At 60.9% G+C, this 26392-nt stretch carries 30 protein-coding genes; 18 read left to right on the top strand and 12 right to left on the bottom strand.

Going from position 1 to position 26392, the window contains the following annotated elements; genetic code table 11:
- Positions 1-145: 145 nt before the first annotated feature.
- The 4 genes from THALAR_RS02560 (at position 146) to thrS (ending at position 4923) form a co-directional block, all read left to right on the top strand.
- A complete protein-coding gene (locus tag THALAR_RS02560; protein WP_040817070.1) occupies positions 146-1006 on the top strand; it encodes an ABC transporter permease in 861 nt (286 codons plus the stop codon).
- Positions 1003-1803, top strand: a complete 801-nt coding sequence (locus tag THALAR_RS02555; protein ID WP_021099910.1) for an ABC transporter permease — start codon at positions 1003-1005, stop codon at positions 1801-1803. The genes THALAR_RS02560 and THALAR_RS02555 overlap by 4 nt, the downstream gene beginning before the upstream one ends.
- Complete coding sequence (locus THALAR_RS02550) at positions 1800-2888, top strand: ABC transporter ATP-binding protein (RefSeq protein WP_021099909.1); 1089 nt, start codon at positions 1800-1802, stop codon at positions 2886-2888. Before THALAR_RS02555 ends, THALAR_RS02550 begins: the two co-directional genes overlap by 4 nt.
- Before the next feature lie 88 nt (positions 2889-2976).
- A complete protein-coding gene (thrS, locus tag THALAR_RS02545; protein ID WP_021099908.1) occupies positions 2977-4923 on the top strand; it encodes a threonine--tRNA ligase in 1947 nt (648 codons plus the stop codon).
- Here the strand turns inward: thrS and THALAR_RS02540 are convergent.
- Positions 4916-5224 carry an arsenate reductase family protein gene (locus THALAR_RS02540; RefSeq protein ID WP_021099907.1) on the bottom strand — a complete coding sequence of 103 codons (309 nt, stop codon included), beginning with the start codon at positions 5222-5224 and terminating at the stop codon, positions 4916-4918. The genes thrS and THALAR_RS02540 overlap by 8 nt on opposite strands.
- Positions 5225-5510: 286 nt before the next feature.
- Here THALAR_RS02540 and THALAR_RS02535 point away from each other — a divergent pair, with 286 nt between their 5' ends.
- On the top strand, positions 5511-5720 hold the full coding sequence (locus THALAR_RS02535) for a cold-shock protein (RefSeq protein ID WP_021099906.1): 210 nt from the start codon (positions 5511-5513) through the stop codon (positions 5718-5720).
- A gap of 133 nt (positions 5721-5853) precedes the next feature.
- On the opposite strand, the gene THALAR_RS02530 is transcribed toward THALAR_RS02535, so the two are convergent.
- A complete protein-coding gene (locus tag THALAR_RS02530) occupies positions 5854-6732 on the bottom strand; it encodes a ribosome-binding factor A (RefSeq protein ID WP_154666734.1) in 879 nt (292 codons plus the stop codon).
- Positions 6729-7634 carry an FAD-dependent thymidylate synthase gene (gene thyX, locus THALAR_RS02525; protein ID WP_021099904.1) on the bottom strand — a complete coding sequence of 302 codons (906 nt, stop codon included), beginning with the start codon at positions 7632-7634 and terminating at the stop codon, positions 6729-6731. The genes THALAR_RS02530 and thyX overlap by 4 nt, the downstream gene beginning before the upstream one ends.
- A gap of 248 nt (positions 7635-7882) precedes the next feature.
- Here thyX and THALAR_RS18305 point away from each other — a divergent pair, with 248 nt between their 5' ends.
- The 6 genes from THALAR_RS18305 (at position 7883) to THALAR_RS02490 (ending at position 12968) form a co-directional block, all read left to right on the top strand.
- Positions 7883-8899 (top strand): hypothetical protein, encoded by a 1017-nt coding sequence (locus THALAR_RS18305; protein ID WP_021099903.1) that lies wholly within the window; start codon positions 7883-7885, stop codon positions 8897-8899.
- Between the two features lie 7 nt (positions 8900-8906).
- Positions 8907-10262 (top strand): surface lipoprotein assembly modifier, encoded by a 1356-nt coding sequence (locus tag THALAR_RS02510; protein ID WP_040817060.1) that lies wholly within the window; start codon positions 8907-8909, stop codon positions 10260-10262.
- A gap of 1 nt (position 10263) precedes the next feature.
- Entirely contained in the window at positions 10264-11151 is an 888-nt protein-coding gene (locus THALAR_RS02505) for a DUF817 domain-containing protein (RefSeq protein WP_021099901.1), read from the top strand.
- 27 nt (positions 11152-11178) lie between these two features.
- The gene (locus THALAR_RS02500) at positions 11179-11613 is read left to right on the top strand and encodes a VOC family protein (protein WP_021099900.1); all 435 of its coding nucleotides are present in this window, start codon (positions 11179-11181) and stop codon (positions 11611-11613) included.
- Positions 11607-12314, top strand: coding sequence for a DUF1194 domain-containing protein (locus THALAR_RS02495; protein ID WP_021099899.1), 708 nt, complete (start codon positions 11607-11609; stop codon positions 12312-12314). Before THALAR_RS02500 ends, THALAR_RS02495 begins: the two co-directional genes overlap by 7 nt.
- 114 nt (positions 12315-12428) lie before the next feature.
- Complete coding sequence (locus tag THALAR_RS02490) at positions 12429-12968, top strand: flavodoxin domain-containing protein (RefSeq protein WP_021099898.1); 540 nt, start codon at positions 12429-12431, stop codon at positions 12966-12968.
- Between the two features lie 10 nt (positions 12969-12978).
- Here THALAR_RS02490 and THALAR_RS02485 read toward each other — a convergent pair whose 3' ends face one another.
- From THALAR_RS02485 to yajC, 5 genes are read right to left on the bottom strand one after another with little or no spacing between them, the layout of a single operon-like run.
- Positions 12979-13332 (bottom strand): Mth938-like domain-containing protein, encoded by a 354-nt coding sequence (locus THALAR_RS02485; protein ID WP_021099897.1) that lies wholly within the window; start codon positions 13330-13332, stop codon positions 12979-12981.
- Between the two features lie 4 nt (positions 13333-13336).
- Entirely contained in the window at positions 13337-14089 is a 753-nt protein-coding gene (locus tag THALAR_RS02480; RefSeq protein ID WP_040817056.1) for a sulfite exporter TauE/SafE family protein, read from the bottom strand.
- Entirely contained in the window at positions 14082-15050 is a 969-nt protein-coding gene (secF, locus tag THALAR_RS02475) for a protein translocase subunit SecF (protein ID WP_021099895.1), read from the bottom strand. Before secF ends, THALAR_RS02480 begins: the two co-directional genes overlap by 8 nt.
- Positions 15051-15053: 3 nt before the next feature.
- Positions 15054-16724 (bottom strand): protein translocase subunit SecD, encoded by a 1671-nt coding sequence (gene secD / locus THALAR_RS02470; RefSeq protein WP_021099894.1) that lies wholly within the window; start codon positions 16722-16724, stop codon positions 15054-15056.
- A 4-nt stretch (positions 16725-16728) separates the two neighbouring features.
- On the bottom strand, positions 16729-17049 hold the full coding sequence (gene yajC, locus THALAR_RS02465) for a preprotein translocase subunit YajC (RefSeq protein WP_021099893.1): 321 nt from the start codon (positions 17047-17049) through the stop codon (positions 16729-16731).
- Positions 17050-17222: 173 nt separating this feature from the next.
- On the opposite strand from yajC, the gene serS reads away from it, so the two are divergent.
- The 7 genes from serS (at position 17223) to THALAR_RS18755 (ending at position 23677) form a co-directional block, all read left to right on the top strand.
- Entirely contained in the window at positions 17223-18512 is a 1290-nt protein-coding gene (gene serS, locus THALAR_RS02460) for a serine--tRNA ligase (RefSeq protein ID WP_021099891.1), read from the top strand.
- Positions 18513-19082: a histidine phosphatase family protein gene (locus THALAR_RS02455; protein WP_021099890.1), complete on the top strand. Its 570-nt coding sequence runs from the start codon at positions 18513-18515 to the stop codon at positions 19080-19082.
- Positions 19079-19783, top strand: coding sequence for a tryptophan-rich sensory protein (locus THALAR_RS02450; protein WP_021099889.1), 705 nt, complete (start codon positions 19079-19081; stop codon positions 19781-19783). The genes THALAR_RS02455 and THALAR_RS02450 overlap by 4 nt, the downstream gene beginning before the upstream one ends.
- A gap of 58 nt (positions 19784-19841) precedes the next feature.
- Positions 19842-20627, top strand: coding sequence for a 5'/3'-nucleotidase SurE (surE, locus tag THALAR_RS02445; protein WP_021099888.1), 786 nt, complete (start codon positions 19842-19844; stop codon positions 20625-20627).
- Entirely contained in the window at positions 20624-21277 is a 654-nt protein-coding gene (locus THALAR_RS02440) for a protein-L-isoaspartate(D-aspartate) O-methyltransferase (protein ID WP_021099887.1), read from the top strand. The genes surE and THALAR_RS02440 overlap by 4 nt, the downstream gene beginning before the upstream one ends.
- A 45-nt stretch (positions 21278-21322) precedes the next feature.
- Positions 21323-22498, top strand: coding sequence for a M23 family metallopeptidase (locus THALAR_RS02435; RefSeq protein ID WP_021099886.1), 1176 nt, complete (start codon positions 21323-21325; stop codon positions 22496-22498).
- 123 nt (positions 22499-22621) lie between these two features.
- Positions 22622-23677: a Hint domain-containing protein gene (locus THALAR_RS18755; RefSeq protein WP_055688140.1), complete on the top strand. Its 1056-nt coding sequence runs from the start codon at positions 22622-22624 to the stop codon at positions 23675-23677.
- Between the two features lie 18 nt (positions 23678-23695).
- On the opposite strand, the gene THALAR_RS02425 is transcribed toward THALAR_RS18755, so the two are convergent.
- From THALAR_RS02425 to THALAR_RS02410, 4 genes are read right to left on the bottom strand one after another with little or no spacing between them, the layout of a single operon-like run.
- Entirely contained in the window at positions 23696-24535 is an 840-nt protein-coding gene (locus THALAR_RS02425; RefSeq protein ID WP_040817555.1) for an ATP-binding protein, read from the bottom strand.
- Between the two features lie 7 nt (positions 24536-24542).
- Entirely contained in the window at positions 24543-25439 is an 897-nt protein-coding gene (gene tatC / locus THALAR_RS02420; RefSeq protein ID WP_021099883.1) for a twin-arginine translocase subunit TatC, read from the bottom strand.
- A complete protein-coding gene (gene tatB / locus THALAR_RS02415) occupies positions 25436-25981 on the bottom strand; it encodes a Sec-independent protein translocase protein TatB (RefSeq protein WP_021099882.1) in 546 nt (181 codons plus the stop codon). The genes tatC and tatB overlap by 4 nt, the downstream gene beginning before the upstream one ends.
- 42 nt (positions 25982-26023) lie before the next feature.
- The gene (locus tag THALAR_RS02410) at positions 26024-26242 is read right to left on the bottom strand and encodes a twin-arginine translocase TatA/TatE family subunit (RefSeq protein WP_021099881.1); all 219 of its coding nucleotides are present in this window, start codon (positions 26240-26242) and stop codon (positions 26024-26026) included.
- Positions 26243-26392: the final 150 nt, after the last annotated feature.

The raw sequence follows: 26392 nt of genomic DNA, 5'->3' as shown, positions 1-26392 counted from the left end.
GACTCCTGTATTTTGAGGCTTAAGCTACTGCAAACCCACCGATTGTCACCCCAACGCGCGAACTGGTGGGTGGTTCATGCAAACCCTCTTGCCCCGCGACGTCTTTGCCGTAATCTAGAGATCGGACTTCGGGGGCACGAAAAGAATCTCTGCACGTTTTGACACCGACGCGAAACGCGGGCTGGCGCTGATAAGCCCGACCGCTATCTACGTGCTGTTGCTGCTGGCCGTGCCGCTTGCGACCATCTTCGCGTTCAGCTTCTGGACGCAGGACTTCCTGAACATCGACCACACCTTTACGCTGAAAAACTACCAAGAGGCGTTTTCCGACCCGATCTACCGCGCGATTATGCTACGGTCGGTGACTATTGCGGGCGCCGTCACCGTGGTCACGGTCGTGCTGGCCTTCCCCATTGCCTATTTCGTGTCCTTCCATGTCCGCCCGGAGCGCAAGGCGTTCTGGGTTTTCCTCATCACCATCCCGTTCTGGACCAGCTACCTGCTGCGGGCGTTCTTGTGGAAAGTCATCCTTGGCTTCAACGGCGTGCTGAACTCCGGCCTGCTGTGGCTTGGGCTGATCGACGAGCCGTTGACCTTCATCCTCTACAATTCCAACGCGGTGGTCATCACGCTGGCCCACGCCTTTGCGCCTTTCACCATTTTGCCGATCTATGTCGCGCTGGAAAAGATCGACCGTTCGCTGCTGGAGGCCTCCCAAGATCTCGGCGAAGGCACCGTGCGCACCTTTTTCCGCGTGACCTTGCCGCTGGCGATGCCCGGCGTCATTGCGGCCACGTTGATCGTGTTTATCCCGACCATCGGTGACTACGTCACGCCCCGTCTTGTCGGCGGACCGGACGGGCTGATGATCGCCAACATGATCCAGACGCAATTCCTGAAGCTGAACAACGCCCCCATGGGAGCGGCGCTATCGGTGCTGGCGATGACAGCTGTGACGCTGATTTCTCTCGTCTTCCTGTTCGCCAACCGAAGGTTCCTGAAATGAACTGGTTGCGCCTTTACGCCATCGTCTATCTGGTATTTCTCTACCTGCCGGTGCTGCTGCTGCCCGTGTTTTCGTTCAACGATGCAACGGTCATCGCGTTCCCGCTCAACGGCTTCACCACCAAGTGGTTCGTGGAACTGGCCGGGATCGACGCGCTGCACGGGGCCTTGAAAAACTCGCTGTTCATCGGGTTGTCATCTGCCACCTTGTCGACCCTTCTGGGCATCTGCGCCGCCCGCGCCTCCACCCGTTACCGCTTTCCGTTCAAGGCACCGATCATGGGCACGATCATGCTTCCGCTGGTCCTGCCGGAGATCATCGTCGCCGTGTCCCTGCTGGTTGTCCTGATGCAGCTGGGCTTCTCGCTGACCTCGTGGACGGTCATCATGGGCCACACGCTGATCTGCACCCCCTTCGCCATCGCCATCCTGTCGTCGTCCTTCCAGGGACTGGACCAGTCGCTGGAGGAAGCCGCCGTCGATCTGGGCGAAACCCGCTGGGGCGCGTTCAGCAAGATCATCCTGCCGTTGGTCACGCCAGGCATCGTGGCGTCGTTTCTGATCGCCTTCACCATCTCGATGGACGAGTTCATCATCGCCTTCTTCCTGACCGGCGCGGACCCGACCCTGCCCGTCTATATCTGGTCGCAACTGCGCTTCCCCAAACGCCTGCCCTCGGTCATGGCCCTTGGGACGCTGCTCATTCTGGCCTCACTGGTGCTGCTCAGCATCGCCGAATATTTCCGCCGCCGGGGCATCCGTCGCACCGGCGCCAAAGACAGTGGAGGGTTCCTGTGAGCTCCATCATCTCGCTTTCCGGCATCCACAAATACTACGGCGACTACCACGCCCTGCGCGGCATCGACCTTGAGATCAAACAGGGCGAGTTCTTCTCGCTGCTCGGCCCATCGGGCTGCGGCAAGACCACCTTGTTGCGGGTGATTGCGGGGTTCGAGGACGTGTCGGAAGGCGTCCTGCTGCTCGACGGCGCCAACATGGCCCGCGTGCCCGCCAACAAGCGCCCGACGAATATGGTGTTTCAAAGCTACGCCATTTTTCCGCACCTGACCGTGGGCCAGAATGTGGCATTCGGCCTGCGCAAGAAGGGCCTGAGCAAGGCCGATATGGCCGCTGCGGCGGATGAGGCGCTGACGATGGTGGGGCTGGCGGGCTACGGTTCCCGCGCCGCACACGCGCTGTCGGGTGGGCAACGGCAAAGGGTGGCACTTGCCCGTGCGCTGGTCTTGAAGCCCAAGGTGCTGCTGCTGGACGAGCCGCTCTCGGCGCTCGACAAGAAGATGCGCGAGCAGATGCAGTCAGAGCTGCGCCGCCTGCAACGCCAGGTGGGCATTACATTCATTCTGGTCACTCACGACCAAGAGGAAGCCCTGATCATGTCCGACCGCATCGCGGTGATGTTCGAGGGCGAAATCGCCCAAATGGCCTCCCCGCAGGAACTCTACCGCCGCCCCGCCACCCGCCGCGTGGGGGAGTTCATCGGCGTGATGAACTTCCTTGAGGCCAAGCAAACCGGCACCACCGAGAAAGCCGTTAGCTTCGACGTAGAAGGCCTTGGAAACGCTGAAATTTCCGTCGACCAACTCCCCGAAGGTGCCCGTGCAACTGCCGACGTCGTGGGGCTGCGACCGGAGGCCCTGTCGATCCTGTTCGAAGGGCAGAATCCCACCGGCCGCGTGGCCGATGCGACCGTTCAGGACCTCGCCTATTATGGCGACATGACCTATTATGAGGTCACGCTGGAAGGCTCCTCAACACCCGTGACCATTTCCATGAAGAACCTGATCTCCCGCCCCGTGCTGGAGCGTGGCACAAAAACACGGGTTCAGTGGGACGAGCGGTCGCTGGTGATTTTCGCCGCTTGACCTTCGCGCTTTAGGCCGCCATTTACCCCCTACACATAACCCGCAACCGGGCGTTCCGTGGGCGCCAAACTGACGAGGAGCCAAGACAATGGCCTCAATCTCCCTGACATTTCCCGACGGCAATTCGCGTGACTACGACGCAGGCGTTACCCCTGCCGAGGTCGCCGCCTCCATCGCATCGTCGCTGGCCAAGAAAGCCATTTCCGCGACTGTCGACGGCCAGCACTATGACCTGCAATGGCCGATCAACGCGGACGCCTCCATCGCGATCAACACCATGAAGGACGAGGCCCCCGCGCTGGAGCTGATCCGCCACGACCTTGCTCATATCATGGCCCGCGCGGTGCAGGAAATCTGGCCCGAGACGCAGGTCACCATTGGGCCCGTCATCAAGGACGGCTGGTATTACGATTTCGACCGCGCCGAGCCGTTCGTGCCGGAAGACCTTGCGCTGATCGAGAAGAAAATGCGCGAGATCATCAACAAGCGCGACGACGTGCGCACCGAGGTCTGGGACCGCGACCGCGCCATCCAGCACTACAAAGACAATGGCGAACCCTACAAAGTCGAGCTGATCGAAAGCATCCCCGGCGACGAGCCTCTGCGCATGTACTGGCATGGCGACTGGCAGGATCTATGCCGCGGTCCGCACTTGCAGAACACCGGCCAAGTCCCTGGGGATGCGTGGAAACTCATGTCCATCGCCGGTGCCTATTGGCGCGGTGACAGCGACCGTGCGCAGCTGCAACGCATCTATGGCGTGGCGTTCCAGAACAAGGAAAAGCTGAAGGAGTACCTGCACTTCCTTGAGGAAGCCGAGAAGCGCGATCACCGCAAACTGGGCCGCGAAATGGACCTCTACCACATGCAGGAAGAGGCCCCCGGTCAGGTGTTCTGGCATCCCAATGGCTGGACGATCTACACGACGCTGCAAGACTACATGCGCCGCAAGCAACGTGCAGGCGGCTATGTCGAGATCAACACCCCGCAAGTGGTCGACCGAAAGCTCTGGGAAGCCTCGGGCCACTGGGACAAGTATCAGGAGCATATGTTCATCGTAGAGGTGGACGAGGATCACGCACGGGAAAAGACCGTCAATGCGCTCAAGCCCATGAACTGTCCCTGCCACGTTCAGGTTTATAATCAGGGACTTAAGTCCTATCGCGACCTTCCTCTGCGCATGGCCGAGTTCGGGTCCTGCGCGCGCTACGAGCCGTCCGGCGCGCTGCACGGCATCATGCGGGTGCGCGGGTTCACCCAAGACGACGCGCATATCTTCTGCACCGAGGAGCAGATCGAATCGGAATGCGCCCGCTTCATCGAATTCCTGGCGTCCGTCTACAAGGATCTTGGGTTCGAGAAGTTCGAGATCATGTTCGCCACCCGTCCCGAAAAGCGCGTCGGCACGGAGGAATCATGGGATCACGTTGAAAACGCCTTGGAAAATGCGATCAAGGCAACCGGCAACGCGTATACGCTCGACCCCGGAGAAGGCGCGTTTTACGGCCCCAAGCTGGACTTCAAGCTGACCGACGCCATCGGGCGCGAGTGGCAGTGCGGCACGTTCCAAGTCGACCCCAATCTGCCCGAGCGCCTCGACGCCACCTATATCGGCGAGGACGGGGCCAAGCATCGGCCCTATATGCTGCACCGCGCAACACTGGGAAGCTTCGAGCGGTTCATCGGCATCCTGATCGAAAACTCTGCGGGCAAGCTGCCGTTCTGGCTGGCCCCGCGTCAGGTCGTTGTCGCCTCCATCGTGTCGGATGCGGACGAGTATGTGCTTGAAACCGTTGAGAAACTAAAGGCCGCAGGCATTCGTGCCGAGGCGGACATCCGCAACGAGAAGATCAACTACAAGGTGCGCGAGCACTCGGTCGGCAAGGTGCCGGTAATCCTTGCGGTCGGCAAGAAAGAGGTCGAGGACGGCACGGTCACGCTGCGCCGTCTGGGGGAAAAGCAAACCTCCGTCGTGGCGACGGATGCGCTGATCGCGGACCTCAAGGCCGAGGCCTGCCCGCCCGATCTTAAGTAAGCGCGGCCTGCACGTCCTTGCCCCAGCCCAGATAAAGCGTCCCGTCGTCAATGACGGGGCGCTTCATCAGGGTCGGGTGCGCCACAAGCTGGTCCAGCGGGTCGGCGGCGCGCTCTGACTCGGATAGGCCGCGCCATGTGGTGGAGCGGGTGTTGACCAAGTCGGCCCCGAACGCGTCCAGAAACCGCTGTAGCTCCGCGCGGTCAAGGGGCGTGGCGCGGACGTCTATGAACTCGGCATTCGGCAGGGCTTTGAGCGCCTTTCGGCAGGTGTCACAGGTCTTGATTCCATAGAGTTTCATGCGGTTTTCCTCTTTGATTCCCTTGGTTTTACAGGGTTTGTCACAAAAATTGTCCAGAAACTGCTCAGAGAAGCGTTTTCTGGAACAATGGCTTACGCAGCGGAAACTTGCCGATGCGCGGGCAGTTGATTTCTGTCATTGAAGTTTCACGAACCGTGCATAATCTATTGTTTGTGAGACAGACTTTACGTTTCGGCCTACTTCTACGGATGCACGCGCCCAACTTGAAGACACTGCTGCACCACCCCGCCGCATACCGCGGGCGGAGACTAGAAGGAGACACGGAATGGCCACTGGCACCGTAAAATGGTTCAACACAACCAAAGGCTTCGGCTTTATTGCACCTGACGATGGCGGCAAGGACGTCTTCGTCCATATTTCCGCGGTCGAGCGCGCTGGTCTGACCGGCCTGCGTGACGACCAGAAGATCCAGTACGAGATGATCGAAGGCCGCGACGGCCGCGCATCGGCTGGTGATCTGGTCGCGCTAGACTAAGCCCCAGAGTGTTAAGAAGCGATGAAAGCCCGCCCCACCGGCGGGCTTTTTGCTGCGTGGCGTTAAGGTTTGAGGGCTGTCTGCAAGGCGTGGCACAGTGTCGGCTTTTTGTCGGGCATGGTTTTGGGTGGGATTACGATCCGTTAATTTCTTTCCAAATAGATTTTTTCGAAAATCCTCGCGCAACTTCTGCCAAAACACTCTGGGCAGAGATTAGAACGTCCCTTACTTGAATTCGCGTCCAAGCCTTTTCTTCATATCGGCTACGAACAAAATGTGGCAACTTTTGTAAGGCTTCACCTATTAATTTAATGTCATAATTGCCGACCTTGTCGAGATGGACAATCGACTTGGTCAAGTCATGGCCGATTTCATTTCTCAAAAAATCTTCGCTTTCTCCCGACACCAATAATGCGGATTTAATTGCTAATTCGGAACAGATGAGCGCTGATTGAATGCTCCCGCGGAGATCGTAGGCACCTAGCGCCGTCGCTGCGGCCGCTTGGTTGTGGAACGCAGCCATATCAAAATATTTTCCGGCCTCGCCATCCGGCTTCTTAAATCCGCTCCACGGTGCTAGACACGCCCCAATATCAAGCACGTCACAAACCGCTTTAAAGAACTCAACCTCATCTTTCGCATTCCCACGAAGGCGCTGGAGTTGCATCTCGGTCGCGTCTGTCAGTGACGCAAGTTCTAGCTTGACCGTCCCATATGCGATGGGGACACTTACTTTGAAGAACAGATCAAGGTGTACAGTGAGCCCTACGAACTCTCCTCCAATTTGGACATCTTTCGGTCGATAAAACCTCTTGAGTGCAGCTCGAATTCTGTCCACGTCACTATTTGGTGTTGCGCCCATTATAAACACAACGCCAGTTCTCTTGCATACTTCGGATACAGTATGAAATTGTCTTTGTGCGGGAGTATAGTTTGAGTCGATAACCTCTCTATCAACTTCATCGACAAGTCTTAGAAGCTCGGTTTCTGAGAGCTTTCCCAGTTCTCTCACCCAATAACCCCCATAAACTCCCGCCACTCCCCCTTGGACATCCCAGAGGTTTCCTGCGTGACCTCCTCGCCCTTGAGCATCCGGCGGACGCAGTCGACGGCTTTGCCGCTGAGTTGCGCGCCGCCCAGACGGTAGTCCTCGAAGGCGGAGTATGCGGCGGGGACCCAGTCGGCGACGACTTTGCAAATCGCGTCGGCGTAAACCCTTATTTCATACTGTGCATGGCTATCTGCACGCAGGCGCAAGAAGTGAAACAGATTGTGGAGGTCCACCTTCCAGTACCATTGAGTATAGATATTCGCAGGCAGGTTCATGCGGGCCAGCTCGCGGGCGAGGCCGTCCTGGCCGTCGTCGGAGATCATCGCCTCGTAGTTGTCATAGGCGCGGGTGCTGTCGGCTTTGAGGATTTCGAGGACGCGGGCGGCCTCCTCCCCTTCGAGGATTTTGCCACGGCCCTGGTTGTTCACCACGGACTGCGCGTTGATATGCTCGGGCGCGGGGATGTAGAACTCGCGGTCGAGGATCGAATAGCGGGCGGAGTATTCGTTGACGTTGGCGGTCCGGTGGCGGATCCACTGGCGGGCGACGAAGACGGGCAGTTTGACGTGCAGCTTGATCTCGCACATCTCGAAGGGCGTGGAGTGCCAGTGGCGCATCAGGTAGCGGATCAGGCCCTCGTCGTTTTGCACCGACTTGGTGCCCTTGCCGTAGGAAACGCGGGCGGCTTGGCAGATGGCGCTGTCGTCGCCCATGTAGTCGATGACGCGGATGAAGCCATGGTCGAGCACCTCGTGGGCGGTGTAGAGATGCGCCTCCATCCCCGGCACGGTGGCGCGCATGGTGGTGTGCGTCTGGGACCGCGCCTCGGCGATTTCCTGAGCTTGTTCGGGGGAAATAGGCATGGGCGGGTCTCCGGCGTGAGGGGATTCGTGGGTTGAGACCATATATTGCGTCAAAGGGGGCGTATGCATCAAGATGATGTTGGGGTTATCCACAGACTAAAGCCTATCCGGCCCCTGATCGGCGATTGTTTGGCAACACTCGCCATTTTCACCCCTTAACGGGCAGGTGCAGCGTTGACTTTTGAGCGGCGGCGACGGATTTTCTGACAAAACGCGCCAAGAGCGCCAGTCGGGCAGTGAGAAAAGCTATGATCCTAAATTCCGCCGTGAAGGCCCTTGGTATTCTATCCATCACCGCACTTGTCGCCTGTGGCGGCTCGGGCTCGAACCCGGTGACGGGGGGGGATTCAGATGATGGTGCGATTGATAATCCGGGTTCAGATCCGAATGTTAATTTGGAAAATGCGGCGTTTCTATTCGACACCGACAAAAACCTCATTGCCAACAGCTTCGTCTTCAATCCGGGGGCCACACCGGGAACGGGGACCATTTCGATCAACAACCTGCCCTTTGACGGCGTTAGCTCCCAAGGCGGTGAATACACTCCAAGACCAGGGGTCGTTTTGCCAAATGGGACGTTGTACGAAAACAATCCTCAGAGGCGTCCCGATGGAAGCTTAATTGAAGACCAGTACTTCGCAGTCGTTCTGACATCTCCCAACAACACCGGGACCCTCGTAGGGACAGTCGCAACTAACACCTACGTAGATGCAAATCGTAGTTTCGGCGGCGCCTATGCGAGCCGAACCGATAGAGGTTTGCCTGGCACACGACCAGCATCATACGTTTACGAAGGCAGCTACAACGGGCTAAGAATTGTCCGTCAAGTGGCGTTGCCAGGCCAGCCGACCAATTTTGCTAACAACACCGTACAGGCAACAACAGGAGATGCCGAAATCCTATTGGACATGCAGGATTTCGACCTGACCGGAGCAATCAGAGGCGATATTATCAATCGCCAGCTTTTCGACCTGAACGGAAATCCGCTTGGTGCATTGAGCCCGGTTCAACTCATCGTAACCGACCTAGACCCAGACACTTTGAAAACCACCGAAGGGCAAGCGATCGTCCAAAACCGGAACACTACAACATCCCAGTCCGGTGAATGGACAGGCTTGATGGCTGGGCCGAACGGCGAAGAAGTCGCAGGGTTTCTGCTGCTGGAAGGTCTTTTAGACGACGCAGACCCGAACTTCGACACAAATTTGGGCAACAATGCTGTCACCGGCCGCGAAACTGGCGGCTTCATCGCCTCGCGGCCCTAACTGCCCGATGAGATGGCTGTACACATCGGCCGTTCTGATCGTCTTGACGCTGTTGCCCATGGCATCAGCTCAAACGCAGATCAACCTTGATGAAGCGCGCGCCCTGACGTTTCAACTGGTGGCCGAGGGCCAGTATGACAGCGCTGCCGCGCTTGCGCGGACGATACTACAAAGCGACCCCAATGATCAGGCGGCGCTTCTGGCGTTGGCGCAGGCCGAGCATGGGGCCGGGCGAATGCCCGCCGCGATCAAAGCAGCCAAAGCCGCGTGGCGGAATTCTGACACCGATGCGGAGAAATACGCGTCGTCGGTCGTCGCCGCGCAGGCGTTGAGTTCGGACGGCAAGCCGCTGCGTGCGCAGTTCTGGCTGCGCCGCGCGGCGCAACACGCGCCGAACGATCTGTTCAAAGCCCGCGCCAAGCGCGATTTCGGCTATGTCCAGCAGACCAACCCGATGCGGATCGACCTGCGTTTCTCGGTCGCTCCGTCCTCCAACATCAACAACGGCTCCAAATCCGACACGATTGAGATCGCGGGCCTTCCCTTTGCGATCAGCGGCGATGCGCAGGCCTTATCAGGCATCGAATACAACCTTGGCGCGACCCTGTCCTACCGCCTGCCGCGTGCGGGGGACTGGAACCTGATGGCAAGCACGTCGTTTGACGCCAAGTTCTACAGCCTGTCATCTGACGCGAAGGCGCTTGCGCCAAGTGTTTCCAGCTCGGACTACGCATTCGAGGAGCTTGAGGCGCGGCTTGGTGCGCGGCGTGTTGATGAAGATGGCAACGGCCTCACCAGTCTGAGCTTCAAGGTGGGGCAAAACTGGTATGGCGGGAACACGCTCACCAGATTTGCGGGTTTCGACGTCGGCAGGCGGGTCAGGGCAGGCGAGCGTTCAACTCTTGCGTTCCATGCCGGGCTGGAACGGCAATGGCGTCAGGACAGCAAGCTGCGCTCGGCTGACGTTGTCTCGCTGTCGACCACTTGGGGCCACCGTTTCGAGCAGGGGAGCGCAATGTGGATCACGGGCTATGTCAGCGACACAGCCTCCGACTCGGCGGCCATCGCGCAGGAGACGCTTGGTGCGGTGGTGCGCTATGCGCCTGCCAAACCGGTCTTTGCGGACACAAGGCTGGAGCTGTCGCTGGGCTACCAGACCCGCAGCTTCGACCGCGCCCTGCCCCTGTTTGACCGTCGGGTCGACAATCGCGTGACGGCGTCGGCCACGATGATCTTCAACGATCTGGACTATTTCGGCTTCGCCCCCACCGCCGAGTTGAGCGCGAGCAAGACCTCGTCGACGGTGGACCAGTATGACATCGAGGATTTGGGGCTGAAACTGGGCCTTCGGTCCACGTTCTGACGTGACCCGCCCCCTGCCCACCACCCAACGCCTCGAGCGTGCCCTTGGCGACTTTGTCCGCACGCGGATGCAGGGGGCTATGGGCGAGTTGCTCATGTTCTTCCTCAAGCAGGGCTGGGCCGCCTTGTTCGGGTTGCTGTTCATCATCGCCCTGATCGGCAGCAAGCTGGTCTGGCAGGACGACTGGGCGTTGCAGCGCTATGACGGGCTGTTCATCTTCGCGGTGACGACGCAGGCGGCGATGCTTTATTTCAAGCTGGAGACATGGGACGAGGCGCGGGTGATCTTGCTGTTCCACATCACCGGCACGGCGATGGAGCTGTTCAAGATCCGCATGGGATCGTGGTCCTACCCCGAGCCGGGGCTGTTCGTGCTGGGCGGCGTGCCCATGTTTTCGGGGTTCATGTATGCCTCCATCGGCAGCTACATCGCGCGGGTGATCCGGATTTTCCACATGCGCTTTGCGCCCTACCCGCCCTTGTGGGTCACCTTCGTGTTCGGCGCGGCGATCTATGTGAACTTCTTTGCCCACCACTACACGGTCGATATCCGGATGGGGCTGTTCGCAGCCTCGCTGATCCTGTTCGGGCGTACCCGCATCTGGTTCTACGCAGGCCAAACGCCGCGCTGGATGCCGATGCCGGTCGCCGCACTCCTGTGTGCCTTCGTGGTGTGGATCGCGGAGAATGTGGGCACCATGACCGGGACCTGGATATATGCGGGGCAGTCGGCGTTGCAGATGGTGAGCTTTTCCAAGATGGGATCTTGGTATCTGCTGCTTTGGGTGGCCTTCGTGACGGTCACTCTGGTGTCGCGCAAGGCCCTGTCGCGGGAAGCGATGTACCCGGCGCGGCCCCCCTCGCCTTCCGTGGTGGAGGCGCTAGAGTAAGGGGGAACGCAACGTAAGGAGCCCCTGATGAAAGTCGAATATCTGCACACCATGGTCCGCGTGAAGGATCTGGAGAAATCCATCGAGTTCTACAAAATGCTGGGCCTGATCGAGCGCCGTCGCACGGAAAACGAGGGCGGCCGGTTCACGCTGGTGTTCCTGTGCCCGCCCGATCAGGCCGACGGGCGCGCCGATGTGGAGCTGACCTATAACTGGGACGGCGACGACGGGCTGCCATCCGACGGGCGGCATTTCGGGCATCTGGCTTACCGGGTCGAGAATATCTACGAGATGTGCCAGCAGCTTCAGGACGCGGGCGTCACCATCAACCGCCCGCCGCGTGACGGGCATATGGCGTTTGTGCGCTCGCCCGACAATATCTCTGTCGAGCTGTTGCAGATGGGCGATCCCTTGCCTGCGCAAGAGCCTTGGGCGTCGATGGAAAACACCGGCCATTGGTAAAAGCGGCCCTACTGGCGCTGGCCCTGCTGTCCGGCGGGGCCGAGGCTGCGTGCCGTCAGGCATTGGCGTTGGGGTTGGACATTTCCGGCTCGGTCGATGCGCAGGAATACGGGCTGCAACTGGGCGGGCTGGCGGCGGCGCTGCTGTCGCCGGAGGTGGCCGCGAAGGCATTGGCGAGCCCCGAGACGCCCGTCCACATCGCAGTGTTTGAATGGGCCGGGAAAAGCCAGCAAAGGCTACTGGTGGACTGGACAGCCCTGCGCACGCCGGCTGATCTGGAGAATATCGCCGCAATCTTGCGCGGCACGCAGCGGGTCTCGCGCAAGGGGGCGACCGCCATCGGGCACGCAATGCGCTACGCGGAGGGCTTGTTTCGCCAAGCTCCCGACTGCTGGTCGCGCACGCTGGACCTGTCTGGCGACGGCAAGAATAATGACGGCCCGTCGCCCCGCACTGTGAGCGAAGGCGACGCCTTCAAACGGGTGACGATCAACGGGCTGGTGATCGGGTCGGACAACACAATGGGGCGCGACGAGCGGCAGATGGAGATCATGGACCTGTCGGCCTACTACCGCAGACGCGTGATCCACGGCCCCGGCGCGTTCATTGAGGTTGCCTTGGGCTTCACCGACTTCCAACGGGCGATGGAGCGCAAACTGCTGCGCGAGTTGGAAGGGCTGGTGCTGGGGCAGCTGCGCTAGTCTCGCTTGGTGCAGATTTGATCTTGAACAAAGAGCAAGCCGTCCAGCGCTGGTATGAGTTGACCATACGTCAGACCAGACGCCTTCAGGGAGGCGTCGGCGGAGGAGGCCCATATGACCGTATTGATCATCTATGCAACCATCGAGGGGCAGACCGGAAAGATCGCCCGTTTTGTCGAAACCCAACTCAAGGATTCGGGGCACAACGTCCGGCTACTGGATGCCAGCGACAAGCTGGCGGAGGTGTCGTTCGACGGTGTCGACAAGGTGATTCTGGCAGCACCTGTCCACGAGCGGCGTCACCCGAAACCTTTCGAAGTGCTTGTGACGTCCGTGCAAAAGGAACTGGCAGCACGCGAAACGCTGCTGTTGTCCGTCAGCATGAATGCGGCGTTTCCCGAGGGTCGTGACGAGGCCAAGGACTATGTGGATGAAATGGTCCTACGCACGGGCATCTCGCCGAACACAACGCTGCTGGTCGCAGGCGCGGTGCGCAACCACCGCTACGACTACTACGCCAGTCAGGTGCTGCGCCATGTGGTAATGCGGGACCGCGAGTTCGACCCGAACGAGGAAAGCCACGAGTTCACCGACTGGGACGCGGTGAAAGCCGCGGTGGAGAAGTTCGTGGGCGCGACCGAGACGGCCAATTAGCGCGTGACGTCTACACCGGAATAAGCGCGGCCCCGATGCGGCGGCCCTCGGATAAGAGCACGTTGTAGGTGCGGCAGGCGGTGGGGGTGGCCATGAGCTCCACGCCGATTTCCGCCTCGTCCAGCGCGTCGCGCAGGGCTTTGGGGATTTGGGTGATCTCGGGACCGGTGCCGATGAACAGCACGTCAAGCAGGCTTGCACGGCTCAGGATGGTGTCGCGGTCGTTGAGCCCGTCCCACGCGAAACGCTCGGTCGGCAGCAGCAATACGCTCCCCTCCACGACTTCGCCGCCGATGCGGAAAAAACCCGGCCCGTAGCCGTCAACAGGGGGCGCGGTGTCGTAGGTGATTTCGGTCAAGCGCATGGTGTCAGTCCCAGATTGGCAGGCCCATAAGGATGGCCGCCGCAATTATGGCATAAGCTATATTGCGATAAAACACCGCAAAACGCGGAACGAAAATCGCCTGCCCCAGCTTTGCGCCAAACCCGTAAGGGATCAACAGCACCAGGCCCAGAACGATCGCCTCGGTCGTCAGGATACCCTGCATCGCCATGCTGGGGAGCAGCAGCAGGCTGCTCAGGGTCAGAAAAACCAACGCATTCGCGCGCACGCGGGTGACCGTGTCGGTGCCGCTGAGTTGGAACAGCAGCATGACCGGACCCAGCAGACCGGTCGCCCCGCCGACAAACCCCGTCGCGGCCCCTACTCCGGCCTGCGTGCTGCACAGGGAGGACAGGCTTTGCCGCCAGCCGCTCATCAAGGCTGCAAGGGTGATGGCCGCGACGATCAGGACGGCCCAGCGGATGTGGGTGACGTCACTGGTGCGCAGAAGGTAGATGCCAAGAGGCGCGCCCAGCATGGAAAACAAGATCATGGTGAAGACCGACGGTTTGTCCATCTGAGGCCAAGCGCGGGGGACCAGCGTGACGAGGGACGCAAGCGCGGAGACCGAGAACGCGGCGACCGCCAGTTCCGGTGCCCAGAAGATGGTCGCGACCGGCATGAAAATCAGCGCCGCACCGAAGCCCGCGAAGCCGTAGACGATACCTGCAACGATGGTGATAAAGGTGACCCAGCCCAAGCCCGGTTGGGCAAGGGCCGAGCCCAGCAGGTCAAGCATCAATGTTGGCGTATTGCCCACCGGCCTTCGGGTCTTTCTTGGACCAGTCGCGTTTGACGCCAAGGAACAGCAGGATCGTGGAGGCCACGAAGATCGAGGAATAGGTGCCGACGATGATGCCCCAGATCATGGCGAAGACGAAGCCACGGATCACATCCCCGCCCAGCACGAACAGCGCGATAAGCGCAACCAGGGTGGTCACGGAGGTCATTACGGTGCGCGACAGGGTTTCATTGATCGACAGATTCAACACCTCGGACAGGTCCTTGGTCTTGTACTTGCGCAGGTTCTCGCGGACCCGGTCGAAGACAACCACCGTATCGTTGATCGAATAGCCCACGATGGTCAGCAGCGCCGCGATAATGGCGAGGTCGAACTTGATCTGCAGCTCGGAGAAGATGCCCAGCGTCAGCACCACGTCATGCACAAGGGCAATCACCGCGCCTACCGCGAACTGCCACTCGAAGCGCAGCCAGATGTAGATCAGCACGGCGGTGATCGCCAGAATGACAGCAATGGAGGCGGTCTTGATCAACTCGCCGGACACTTTGGGGCCAACGGATTCCACGGAGGGGAACTTGATGTCGGGGTCGACGGTCTGAAGCGCCGCCTCCACGGCCGCGATGGTTTCCGGCGTGACCGCTTCCGCGCCCTCTTGCGCCTGAATGCGGACCATGGCGACGTTCCGGTCATCGCCGAAGGTTGGGTCAAACACTTCGGTGATGGAGATATCGCCCAGCCCCGCAGGCTCCAACGCCGCGCGGTAGGCGGCCACGTCCACGGGCTGTGTGCTTTCGGTGCGGATCGTCGTGCCGCCACGGAAGTCGATGCCGTAGTTGAGGCCCTGGATCAGGAAGGACGCGAAGCCGATTACGATCAGGACGGCGGAGATGCCGAGCCAGAGCTTCCACTTGCTGAAGAAATCCCAGGACGTCTCGGAGGGGACGAGTTTCAAACGCATGGCTTAGACCTCGATCTGTTTGGGGCGACGGCGCTCGAACCAGAACACGATCATCAGGCGCGTCACGTAGATCGCTGTGAAGACCGAGGTCAGGATACCAAGCCCCAGCGTGACGGAGAAGCCGCGCACCGGGCCGGAGCCCATCACGAACAGGATCACGGCGACGATGAAGGTGGTGATGTTGGCGTCGAGAATGGCTGACAGGGCTTTCTCGTAACCCAGCTCGATCGCGCGGGCGGGACCTTTGGAGGTTTTGAGCTCCTCGCGGATCCGCTCGAACACCAGCACGTTGGCGTCGACCGCCATACCGATGGTCAGCACGATCCCCGCGATCCCCGGCAGGGTCAAAGTGGCCCCGATCAGCGACAACAGGGCGAATATCATCGCCACGTTGATGATCAGCGCAATATTGGCGAAGACCCCGAAGGTACCGTAGCTGAGGAACATCAGAACCAGCACGCCGATGAAAGCGACGATGCAGGCGATCTTGCCCGCGTCGATGCTGTCCTGGCCCAGTTCCGGCCCGATGGTGCGTTCTTCAAGGAAGTTCATTTCGGCGGGCAAGGCACCCGCGCGCAGCAGCACAGCGAGGTTGGTCGATTCCGTCACCGAGAAATTGCCGCTGATCTGGCCGGAGCCGCCAAGGATCGCCTCGCGGATGACCGGGGCGGAAATGACCTCGTTATCCAGCACGATGGCGAAGGGTGCGCCGACATTTTCGCTGGTGAAGATGCCGAACTTGCGCCCGCCGGACGTGTTGAAGCTGAAATTCACCGAGGGCTGCCCGTTCTGGTCGAAAGCGGGCTGGGCGTTGGCCAGATCCTCGCCGGTGACGACGGGGGTCTGTTCCAGAATGTAGAAGGTGCCCTGCTCTTGCGGGTCAATGGAGGGGACCAGTATCTGGCGGCCCGACACTCGCTCGTTGGCGTTGGAGGTGCGGGAGATCACCGGATGGAAGGTCAGCTTGGCGGTGGTGCCGATCAGTTCTTTCAACTCGGTGGCCGACCCGATGCCGGGCACCTGAATAAGAATACGCCGGTCGCCCTGACGCTGGATCGTCGGCTCGCGGGTGCCTGCCTCGTCCACGCGGCGGCGGATGATCTCCAGCGATTGCTGCATGGTGCGGTCGTCGGTGGCGATCTTCTCGGCGTCGGACAGGGTGACAGTCAGAACGTCGCCCTGCCCCGACACCTCTATGTCGTCGGAGTTGTTGCCGGTCAGGCTATAGACCGGCGACGCAAGCGCACGCACGCGGGTGATGGCCTCTTGCAGCCCGTCGGGGTTCGATATCTTGACGCTCAGCACACCGGGGGCGGCGGGCTGGCGGCGGATGGTTCCGACCGTGTCCCGCGCATCGCGCAGCGCGTCGCGCACTTCCGGCCAGAGGCCGTCCATGCGGCTGTCATAGACGTCTTCTACCTGCACCTCGGCCAGCAAATGCGCCCCGCCCCGAAGGTCGAGCCCCAGATTGACCAGACCGGACGGCATGAAATCGGGCCAGCCCGCAACGTCGGCAGTCAACTCCGGCGTGGTGGGTGCACCCGCTTCAAGCTGCAACACCGCGTCATTATGCTTTTCGACCTTGGTGTAGAAGCCGTTGGGCAGAGCCAGCACCAAACCCAAAAGCACCGTCAGCAGGATCAGAACCCGCTGCCAGGAAGACATCTGAAGCATGAGCTTACTTCGCCGGTTCGGTCTTGCTGACCACCGAGGCCAGTGTCGACTTGATCACGCGAACCTTGACGCCGTCCGCGATCTCGACCTCGACCTCGCCGTCTTCCTTGACCTTCGAGACCTTGCCCACGATGCCGCCTTGGGTGATCACCTGATCACCGCGGCGCACGGCTTCGACCATCGCCTTATGGTCTTTGAGCTTCTTTTGCTGCGGGCGGATCAGCAGGAAATACATGATCCCGAAAATCAGGATCAGCGGGATGAAAGAGGTGATGGCGCTTCCCGCGCCTCCGGCGGCTTGTGCGTAGGCAGGTGTGACGAACATCTGCGGTCCTTTTGTTTGTGGGCCAAGAGCGGCCTTTGTCAGTTGCGGCGCACCCTACCTTCGGGGCCATGAAGCCGCAAGGCGGGTTGAAGCCGAAAATATCGGTTCAATTGATCTTTGTGATGAGGCATATGGGGCCTCACCATCAACTTTTGAATAAGGACGACCCAGAGATGCACGACATCCGCATGATCCGCGAGACCCCGGAGGTCTTTGACGCCGCCATGAAGCAGCGGAAATCGGACGTGTCCTCTGCGGACGTGCTGGCGATTGACGCCGCCCGCCGCGCCAAGATCAGCGCCGCCGAGGAGGCCAAGGCCGCGCAGAATGCTGCCTCCAAGGAAGTGGGCGCGGCGAAGACCAAGGGCGACGAGGCCGAATTCGAGCGGCTGCGGGCGCTGGTGGGCGAGAAGAAGGCCGAAGTGGCGCGTCTGAACGACGAGGCCAAGGCCGAGGACGACAAGCTGACTGACTTGCTGATGGGCCTGCCCAACCTGCCGCTGGACAGCGTGCCGGAAGGCGACAGCGAGGAGGACAATGTCGAGATCAACCGCTGGGGCACCCCGCGCCGCTTTCCGTTCACGCCGAAAGAGCATTACCAGCTGCCCGGCGTGATCCCCGGCATGGATTTCGAGACGGCGGCGAAGCTGTCCGGCTCGCGCTTCGTGGTGCTCAAGGGCGCCGTGGCCCGCATCCACCGTGCGCTGGCGCAGTTCATGCTGGACACCCATGTGGAAAACGGCCTGACCGAGACATGGACCCCCGTGCTGGTCAACGAGGCGATGATGTATGGCACCGGCCAGCTGCCCAAGTTCGGCGAGGACAGCTACCAGACGACTGACGGCCAATGGCTGATCCCGACTTCCGAGGTGACGCTGACCAACATCGTCAACGGCGAGACCGTGGACGAGGCCAGCCTGCCGATGCGCATGTGCGCCCATTCGCAATGCTTCCGCTCGGAAGCAGGCAGCGCGGGGCGCGACACGGCGGGGATGCTGCGTCAGCACCAGTTCGAGAAGGTCGAGATGGTGTCGATCACCAAGCCAGAGGCCTCGCGGTCGGAGCTGGACCGCATGACCGCTGCCGCCGAAAGCATCCTCGAGACGTTGCTGCTGCCTTTCCGTACTGTGGTGCTATGCACCGGCGACATGGGGTTTGGTGCGCAGCGGACGCATGACATCGAAGTGTGGCTGCCGGGGCAGAACCTGTATCGCGAGATCAGCTCGATCTCGGTCTGCGGCGCGTTTCAGGCGCGGCGGATGAATGCGCGGTTCAAGCCTGCGGACGGTGGCAAGCCGGAATATGTCCACACGTTGAACGGCTCCGGCCTTGCCGTCGGGCGCTGCCTGATCGCGGTGCTGGAGAACGGGCAACAGGCGGATGGCTCGGTCGAGTTGCCGGTGGCGCTGCACCCGTATCTTGGCGGCAAGACCACGCTGGACCCGTTCGGCACGCTGATCTAGGTGCCCCGCCGCGCCTACTACCTCAGCCATCCGCAGGTTCTCATTGACCCTGACGTGGCGGTTGGGGAATGGGGGCTGTCTGATGAAGGTCATGCAAGGGTTGCCGCGCTGATCGAGCGCGGCCTGCCCCAAGTGAGCATGATGTTTTCCTCGTTGGAAGTGAAGGCGTTGGAAACCGCCCGCCCCTTGGCGGACGCTTTAGGGTGCCCCTTGATAACCCGTGCGGAGATGGGCGAAAACGACCGCTCCGCCACCGGCTTCCTGCCGCCTGCGGAGTTCGAGGCCACGGCGGATCGCTTTTTCGCGGAACCGGATGTCAGCGTGCGGGGTTGGAAGACGGCATGCGCGGCGCAACGACGGATCGTCGGGGCCGTCGAGGCCGCGTTGCTGGAAACTTCCGGTGACGCGCTATTTGTCGGGCATGGCGCGGTTGGCACGTTGCTCTACTGCGCTTTGTGCGACGTGGGCATCGACCGCCGATACGACCAAGGCCCAGGCGGCGGCAATGTGTTTGACTGGCAGGTTGGACATGCGCCGAAGGCGGGCTGGAGACCGATGGAGGATTTATGAAGGCTTGGGCAGTATTGATCGCGGCGGTGGCTTTTGTCGTCTCGCCGCTTGTGACCGAAGGCTTCGCGGGGTTCGAGCCGAACCAGTTCCCGATCCCGCAGGACGACGCGCCGGTGCAACCGGCGGGCTATGCGTTTTCCATCTGGTCGGTGATTTACCTCTGGCTGCTGGTGTCTGCCGTGATCGGGGTGTGGAAGCACCGCGATGATCCTGCATGGGACGCGGCGCGCGTGCCGCTGGTTCTGTCGCTGGCGGTCGGGGCGTTCTGGATCAAGGTTGCGACCCTGTCGGTCATCTGGGCGACCGTGCTGATCTGGATCATGCTGGTCACCGCCATCTGGGCGCTGATCGCTGGCCGCAATATCAAGCCCGCGTGGGAGTTTGCGTTGCCTACGGGGCTTTATGCGGGCTGGCTGACGGCGGCGTCCTGTGTCTCCATCGGTCTGCTGGGCGCGGGATACGGCATCGCGGCTGGGGCTGTGGTTTGGGCTCTGGCGATGATCGCGGTGGCGTTAGTGCTTGGCGTTGTGGTGCAAAAGCAAGCCTTCGGCATATGGACCTACGCCTTCGCCGTTGCATGGGCATTGGTCGGGATCATCGTCAGCAACGGAACGCAGACCCTGTCGGTCTCTCTATTTGCGCTGGCGGGTATTGTGGTAATTTCGGGACTTGCCTTGCGTCAGTTGCGCTCTGCGGCGTGAGCCTGCTTTACCGACCGCCTGATTTTCCCTAAAGCTAGGCGAAAAAGGCGGTCAGCACATGCGAATTCTCATCACCAATGACGACGGCATCAACGCGCCGGGTCTTGAGGTCCTCCACACCATCGCCACGGAAGTGGCGGGGGACGGCGGCGAGGTCTGGACCGTGGCCCCTGCCTTCGAGAAATCCGGCGTGGCCCACTGTATCAACTACGCCCACCCCACCATGCTGGTCGAGTTGCGCGAGCGCCGCTTTGCCGCCGAAGGCTCGCCTGCCGATTGCGTGCTGGCCGGCGTGCACGAGGTCATGGGACTGGCGAAGCCGGACCTGATCCTGTCGGGGGTCAACAAGGGCAACAACTCTGCCGAGAACACGGTCTATTCCGGCACTATCGGGGCCGCCATGGAAGGCGCGCTGCAAGGGGTGAAGTCGATTGCCATGTCGCAATATTTCGGGCCTGCCAATGCGAAGCTGAAAAACCAGTTCGAAGCATCGGCCCAACATGGCGCGGCACTTGTCAAAAACCTGCTTGAAAACGGTATCTGGGGCGGTGATGGCTACCAAACCTTCTACAATGTCAACTTTCCACCCGTCGCGGGCGCGGATGTCAAAGGCACCCGCGTGGTGCGCCAAGGACTACGGCCCACAGGTGGTATGGGTGTGCAAAGTCACATGCCGCCAAACGGGCGCAAATACCTGTGGATCAAGGGCAACCCGCAGAACGTATGCTCCGGCAAGAACTCCGATGCGTCGGTCAATATCGACGGCTGGATTTCCGTCACGCCGATGCGGTGCGATCTGACAGCCCACGACCTGCTCGACGATCTGGAGAGCCGTCTGGCATGAGCGACGAGGCGACCAGCGACGCGGAACGCAAGATGCAGTTTCTCTACGGGCTGCGCTCCAAGGGCGTGATGGACCAACGGGTTCTGACCGCCATGGAAAAAGTCGACCGTGGCGCGTTTATCACCGGCACGTTCGCCGGTCGCGCCTATGACGACATGCCGCTGCCGATTGCCTGCGGACAGACGATTTCACAACCTTCGGTTGTGGGGCTGATGACGCAAGCGCTGGACGTGCAGCCGCGCAACAAGGTTTTGGAGGTCGGCACCGGCTCCGGCTATCAGGCGGCTGTTCTGAGCCACCTTGCCCGCCGCGTCTACAGCATCGACCGCCACGCCCGCCTGACGCGGCCCGTGCGCAAACTGTTTCAGGACCTGGATATTCACAACGTCACCGTCGTGACAGGCGACGGCAGCCATGGGTTGCCCGAACAAGCGCCGTTCGACCGTATCTTGGTGACCGCAGCGGCGGAAGATCCGCCCGGACCCCTCTTGGCGCAACTGCGAGAGGGCGGTATCATGGTTGTGCCGGTGGGACAGTCCGATGCGGTGCAAAGCCTGATCAAGGTGACAAAGACCCCGCAAGGGTTTGACTACGAAGAACTAATGCCGGTTCGCTTCGTCCCTCTACTAGAGGGTTTGGGGCAGGACTAAACCAAAAGGCCCAGCTATAAGGGCCATGGATTGAGGAAGAAGATTATGCGCAGCAGGCGTTTTAGCAAGATATTGCCTATCGTGGCTTTGGGATTTGGTCTTTCGGCCTGTGACGGGCAGATCGGTCAGAGCATCGCCAATCTGGATCTGGACCTGCGTGGAACAGCCGGTGGGCTGGATACGTCCGGTGCGGCGCGTCAGGCCACAGGGACGCGGCCCAGCCCCGACAGCAGGGGCGTTATTTCCTATCCGAATTACCAAGTGGCCGTGGCAGAGCGTGGCGACACCGTCACGACTGTTGCCAATCGCATCGGCGTCAGCCCGCAAGAACTGGCAAGCTACAACGGCCTGCGCCCCGATGACCGCCTGAACAAGGGCGAAGTGCTGGCCCTGCGCGGCACCGTTGCGACCGCCCCCGCTGCTGGCGGCGACACCAGACCGCTGGACATAACCCAGATCGCGACCACCGCCATCGGGCGGGCACCGCAATCGCAGATCAATCAGGGCACAGCGTCCAAGCGCATCGACGGCCCCGAGCCGATCCGCCATCAGGTCAGCCGTGGCGAGACCGCCTACTCGATCGCGCGGCTCTACAACGTCTCTGCCCGCTCGCTGGCGGAATGGAACGGGCTTGGCCCCGATCTGGAAGTCCGCGAAGGGCAATACCTGCTTATTCCCGTGGCAAAAGACGGCTCGCCTACGGTCAAGACACCTGTGACCGAGACCGCCGCCGTGGCACCCGGCGCAGGGACACCTACCCCGCAGCCGCCATCAGCGACCAAGCCGCTGCCCGCCGAAAAGATTCCACCGAAGGTGACACCCGCCGCCGCCCCTGCTGCGACCCCTGCTGCGCCAGCCGCTGCGAGCAAGGCGTCGAAGCTGCTGGCCCCTGTGTCGGGCAGCGTACTGCGGCCCTACAAGAAGCGCACGAACGAGGGGATCGACATTGCCGCCAGCACCGGCACGCCCGTGAAGGCGGCGGCGGATGGCGAGGTTGCGGCAATCACCCGTGACACCGACCAAGTTCCCATTCTGGTGCTGCGTCACCCGGGCAACCTGCTGACAGTCTACGCCAACATCTCCGACATCACGGTGAAAAAGGGCGATAAGGTCTCGCGTGGCAAGACGATCGCCAAGGTCGGCAAGGGCTCCCCGAGCTTCCTGCACTTCGAAGTGCGCGAAGGGTTCGAGAGCGTCGATCCGGCACCGTTCCTGAAATAGGGATTAGGGAAAACCGGCGGGGGATGGAACGCAATCATTCCCCGCCATTGTCACAATTGAACCACTGAATACCCAGATTTGAGAGCCATTTTCCGCCCGAGTTGAATGGTAATCGGGGCTGATATGCCAATCTTTTACGGGTATTCCAATGCCATCTTTGGCACGCAGAGCACGGTCAACGGCTCGGTGCATAACTATGCGTTCGGCCCGCCATCGGGCGGCATCTGGTCATGGACAGGTGCCACGACCAGCTTTCACGTCCGTGAAAACAATGGCGCCACCCAGTATAACGGCGACCCCGTCAACGAGCAGATCAGCGCGCAAGAGCAATTTGGCGGCGTGGGCGAGCAGGTCACGCTGATCAACGGCACCTATTATCAGACCATCTGGGACTACACATTTCAGGTCACGGCCCCTGACGGGACGGTCTACCGCGTAGCCGTCATTGACGTCGACCTGAACACCGATGACGACGTCGAAGACACAGTCGGCGGCGTCGCCGAGAACGGCTACTATCTGGTGTTCCCGGACGGCGTGCCGCCTGCGGGCGTCAATTACACCATTGGTGGCATTGTCGAGAACGACAACATGACTCCGCATAACGGGCTTGGCGCGCAAGTGGTCTGCTTTGCCGCGGGCACCCTGATCGAGACGGAGCACGGGGCCGTGGAAGTGCAGTTTCTGCAACCGGGCGATAAGGTCCTGACCCGTGACGCAGGCCTACAGGAATTGACGTGGACCGGCGGTCGCCGTGTGGAGGCTTGTGGCGATCTGGCCCCTATCGTCATCACGAAAGGCGCGCTTGGCAATACGCGCGATCTGATCGTGTCACCGCAGCACCGGATGTTGCTCGAAGGTTGGCAGGCGCAGCTTTGGTTCGGTGAGGACGAGGTTCTGGTCAAGGCGAAAGACCTGGTGAACGATACGACGATTTACGTCCGCGAGGGCGGAAAGGTGAATTATCACCACATCCTGTTTGACGCGCATCAGGTGGTTTACGCCGAGGGCGCGGCCTCGGAAAGTTTCCACCCCGGTCCGCAGGCAATCGGCGCATTGGAGCAGGGTCCGCGCGACGAATTGTTGAAGCTGTTTCCCGAACTCACCCATATGGCCGCGCCAAACATGCCCGCGGCACATAGAAGTCTCAAGGGCTTTGAGGCGGCGTGCCTGCTGAACTGAGACAGGACCAATCTTTCGTTAAACCGACAGCCCCTGACGCCCCGCCAGATCGGTGAAGTACTGCCACGCGACGCGGCCGGAGCGGCCACCGCGGGTCTGTTGCCACTCGATCGCTTCGGCGCGCAGGGTCGCATGGTCAATCTCGACGTCATGCGCATCGCAGTATCCCCGGATCATCGCGAGGTATTCGTCCTGCGTGCAGGGGTGGAAGCCCAGCCACAGGCCGAAACGGTCGGACAGGGAAACCTTCTCCTCGGTCGCCTCGGACGGGTTGATCGCGGAGCCGCGCTCGTTCTCGATCATGTCGCGCGGCATCAGATGCCGACGGTTGGAGGTTGCGTAAAAGATGACGTTGTCGGGGCGGCCTTCGATGCCCCCGTCCAGAACCGCCTTCAGCGATTTGTAGTGCTGGTCGTCATGGCTGAAACTCAGATCGTCGCAATACAAAACGAAGCGGTGGTCGGAGGCACGCAGCAGGTTCAACAGCCGACCGATGGAGGGCAGGTCTTCGCGCTGCACCTCGACCAGTTTTAGCGGCAGGCCGGAGGCCACGATATCGCCGTGAACCGCCTTGACCAGCGAAGATTTTCCCATCCCGCGAGAGCCCCAGAGCAACGCGTTATTGGCGGCAAACCCGTTGGCGAATTGCAAGGTGTTGGCGTGAAGCGTGTCACGTGCCCGCTCGATCCCGATCAGCAGGTCAAGAGCAACGCCGTTCACCTGCGTAACGGGCGCCAGCCGGTCGGGATCTACGTGCCACAAAAACGCGGACGCCGCGTCGAAATCGGGGGTCGCGCCCGGTGGCGGGGACATCCTCTCCAGCGCCGCCGCGATGCGGTCCATAGGGTCGTCAATCATGCTCATGCTAAGGGCCGCGATCCTCGGGATGATGCTCCGGATCGGCGTCATCGTCATCGTCCCACAGGCCCTCTTCGCGGAGTTTGACTTCACGCTCTTTCTCGACGCGGGCGACGAGAAAGATCGAGATCTCGTAGAGCCCGTAGACCACGACAAAGAGGATCAATTGCGTCGTCACATCCGGCGGTGTCACCAGCGCGGCGACGACCAGAATACCGACAACGGCGTATTTGCGGGTGTTGCGCAGACCGGCGGCGGTGGCCAGACCGGCCTTCCCCATCAAGGTCAGCAGCACCGGAAGCTGGAAGCACAGACCGAAGGCCACGATCATTTTTAGCGTGATATCAAGGCTCTCGTTGACCTTGCCGTTGAAGACGATGTCGATGCCGGATGTGCGCGTGGCTTCCGCCACCTCCCCTGTCGCCACCATTGCGGCGAAGAAGGACGGCAGGTCGGCAAAACCAAGGAAGAACTGCATCGCCAGCGGCACAACGATGTAATGCGCGAAGGCCGCGCCGAGCGCGAACAGCATGGGCGACGCGATCATGAACGGCAGAAAGGCGTTCTTTTCGTTCTTGTAGAGACCAGGCGCCACAAAGCGCCAGAGCTGATAGCCGATGATCGGGAACGCCACGAACAGCCCGCCCACCATCGAGATGCGGATCAGCGTGAAGAAATATTCCTGGGGCGCGGTGTATTGCATCACCGGGTTCGGGTTGCCCAGTGACCGCATCGTGTTTTCGATCGGCACCAGCAGGAAGTCGAGGATGGCGCTGCCGAAGGTAAAGCAGATGATCATGCCAACCAGAAACGCCAGCGCGGAGCGGATCACGCGCGTGCGCAGCTCGGCCAGATGCTCGATCAACGGGGCGGAGCTGTCGTCGATATCGCTCTCGGCGCTCATGTGTCGGCCTTCTTGGCTTTAGGCCTGGGTTTGGTTGCGGGTTTCGCTTTGGTCGCAGTTTTCGGCTTTGGTGTCGCCTTGGCTTTCGGCGCGGCCTTCGATTTGGGGGTAGGTTTAGGCTTTGCAGCGACTTTCGGCTTTGGCTCGGCTTTGGCCGCCTCGGCCTCAGCCTCTTTGGCTTTCCGGGCCTCAGCCGCCTTCGCGGTCGCTGCCTGAATCTTCTCGGCGTCGGCGGCGCGTTTCTTGGCCAACTTTTGCGTCTCTGAACCTTCGGCGTATTTGTCGAAGTTTGTTGCTTCGCGGATCTTGTCGATGCCCATCTTTTTTGGGTTCGCCGCCGCCTGCAACGTCTTGGAGACGTCCTTGACGCCGGCCTCGTCGGCGGCGTCCTCCATGGCGCGGCTGAATTCGCGCGCCATGCGCTTTGCCTTGGCCGTGAACTGCCCCAAAGTGCGGAACATGCCCGGCAGGTCTTTCGGTCCCACCACCACAAGGGCGACAAGTCCGATCACCAACAGCTCTGTCATGCCGATGTCAAACATCGCAAGCGCCCTTTGTCCGCGTCATGGTCGTGCCCACCAAGCTCAGACTTTGTCTTTGTCTTTTTCGTCTTCGGGCGTGACGTCCTTGACCACTTTGTCGGCGTCATCAAGTTCTTTCGTGCCGTCATCGACGCCCTTCTTGAAAGCGGTGATGCCCTTGCCGACTTCGCCCATCAGGCCGGAAATCTTGCCGCGCCCGAAAAGCACCAACACCACAACCGCGATCAGCAGCAGGCCCGGCAGTCCAATATTGTTCAACATGAGATAGCTCCCCTTGGATGCGCACATCTGTATTGCGCGCAGATGGATAGGTGTGTCTGGCCTCTATCTAGGCGCTCGGAGGCGCGGGGAAAAGGCGCAAATCGCCTCATTACGCGTGAAAGGCGGGGCAATTTGCATGAAGCTGCGCTT

This window comes from Litoreibacter arenae DSM 19593 (assembly GCF_000442275.2).
Taxonomy (GTDB): Bacteria; Pseudomonadota; Alphaproteobacteria; order Rhodobacterales; family Rhodobacteraceae; genus Litoreibacter; species Litoreibacter arenae.
This window is presented reverse-complemented; position numbering and strand designations above follow the sequence as displayed.

Coding starts and splice junctions, on each gene's coding strand:
- serS (WP_021099891.1), top strand. CDS start 17,223: ATGCACGACATCCGCATGATCCGCGAGACCCCGGAGGTCTTTGACGCC.
- THALAR_RS02440 (WP_021099887.1), top strand. CDS start 20,624: ATGAGCGACGAGGCGACCAGCGACGCGGAACGCAAGATGCAGTTTCTC.
- THALAR_RS02535 (WP_021099906.1), top strand. CDS start 5,511: ATGGCCACTGGCACCGTAAAATGGTTCAACACAACCAAAGGCTTCGGC.
- thyX (WP_021099904.1), bottom strand. CDS start 7,634: ATGCCTATTTCCCCCGAACAAGCTCAGGAAATCGCCGAGGCGCGGTCC.
- THALAR_RS02425 (WP_040817555.1), bottom strand. CDS start 24,535: ATGATTGACGACCCTATGGACCGCATCGCGGCGGCGCTGGAGAGGATG.
- tatC (WP_021099883.1), bottom strand. CDS start 25,439: ATGAGCGCCGAGAGCGATATCGACGACAGCTCCGCCCCGTTGATCGAG.
- THALAR_RS02410 (WP_021099881.1), bottom strand. CDS start 26,242: ATGTTGAACAATATTGGACTGCCGGGCCTGCTGCTGATCGCGGTTGTG.
- surE (WP_021099888.1), top strand. CDS start 19,842: ATGCGAATTCTCATCACCAATGACGACGGCATCAACGCGCCGGGTCTT.
- THALAR_RS02435 (WP_021099886.1), top strand. CDS start 21,323: ATGCGCAGCAGGCGTTTTAGCAAGATATTGCCTATCGTGGCTTTGGGA.
- THALAR_RS02485 (WP_021099897.1), bottom strand. CDS start 13,332: ATGCGCTTGACCGAAATCACCTACGACACCGCGCCCCCTGTTGACGGC.
- secF (WP_021099895.1), bottom strand. CDS start 15,050: ATGCGTTTGAAACTCGTCCCCTCCGAGACGTCCTGGGATTTCTTCAGC.
- THALAR_RS02450 (WP_021099889.1), top strand. CDS start 19,079: ATGAAGGCTTGGGCAGTATTGATCGCGGCGGTGGCTTTTGTCGTCTCG.
- THALAR_RS02555 (WP_021099910.1), top strand. CDS start 1,003: ATGAACTGGTTGCGCCTTTACGCCATCGTCTATCTGGTATTTCTCTAC.
- tatB (WP_021099882.1), bottom strand. CDS start 25,981: ATGTTTGACATCGGCATGACAGAGCTGTTGGTGATCGGACTTGTCGCC.
- THALAR_RS02480 (WP_040817056.1), bottom strand. CDS start 14,089: ATGCTTGACCTGCTGGGCTCGGCCCTTGCCCAACCGGGCTTGGGCTGG.
- THALAR_RS18755 (WP_055688140.1), top strand. CDS start 22,622: ATGCCAATCTTTTACGGGTATTCCAATGCCATCTTTGGCACGCAGAGC.
- THALAR_RS18305 (WP_021099903.1), top strand. CDS start 7,883: ATGATCCTAAATTCCGCCGTGAAGGCCCTTGGTATTCTATCCATCACC.
- THALAR_RS02540 (WP_021099907.1), bottom strand. CDS start 5,224: ATGAAACTCTATGGAATCAAGACCTGTGACACCTGCCGAAAGGCGCTC.
- THALAR_RS02500 (WP_021099900.1), top strand. CDS start 11,179: ATGAAAGTCGAATATCTGCACACCATGGTCCGCGTGAAGGATCTGGAG.
- THALAR_RS02490 (WP_021099898.1), top strand. CDS start 12,429: ATGACCGTATTGATCATCTATGCAACCATCGAGGGGCAGACCGGAAAG.
- yajC (WP_021099893.1), bottom strand. CDS start 17,049: ATGTTCGTCACACCTGCCTACGCACAAGCCGCCGGAGGCGCGGGAAGC.
- THALAR_RS02510 (WP_040817060.1), top strand. CDS start 8,907: ATGAGATGGCTGTACACATCGGCCGTTCTGATCGTCTTGACGCTGTTG.
- thrS (WP_021099908.1), top strand. CDS start 2,977: ATGGCCTCAATCTCCCTGACATTTCCCGACGGCAATTCGCGTGACTAC.
- secD (WP_021099894.1), bottom strand. CDS start 16,724: ATGCTTCAGATGTCTTCCTGGCAGCGGGTTCTGATCCTGCTGACGGTG.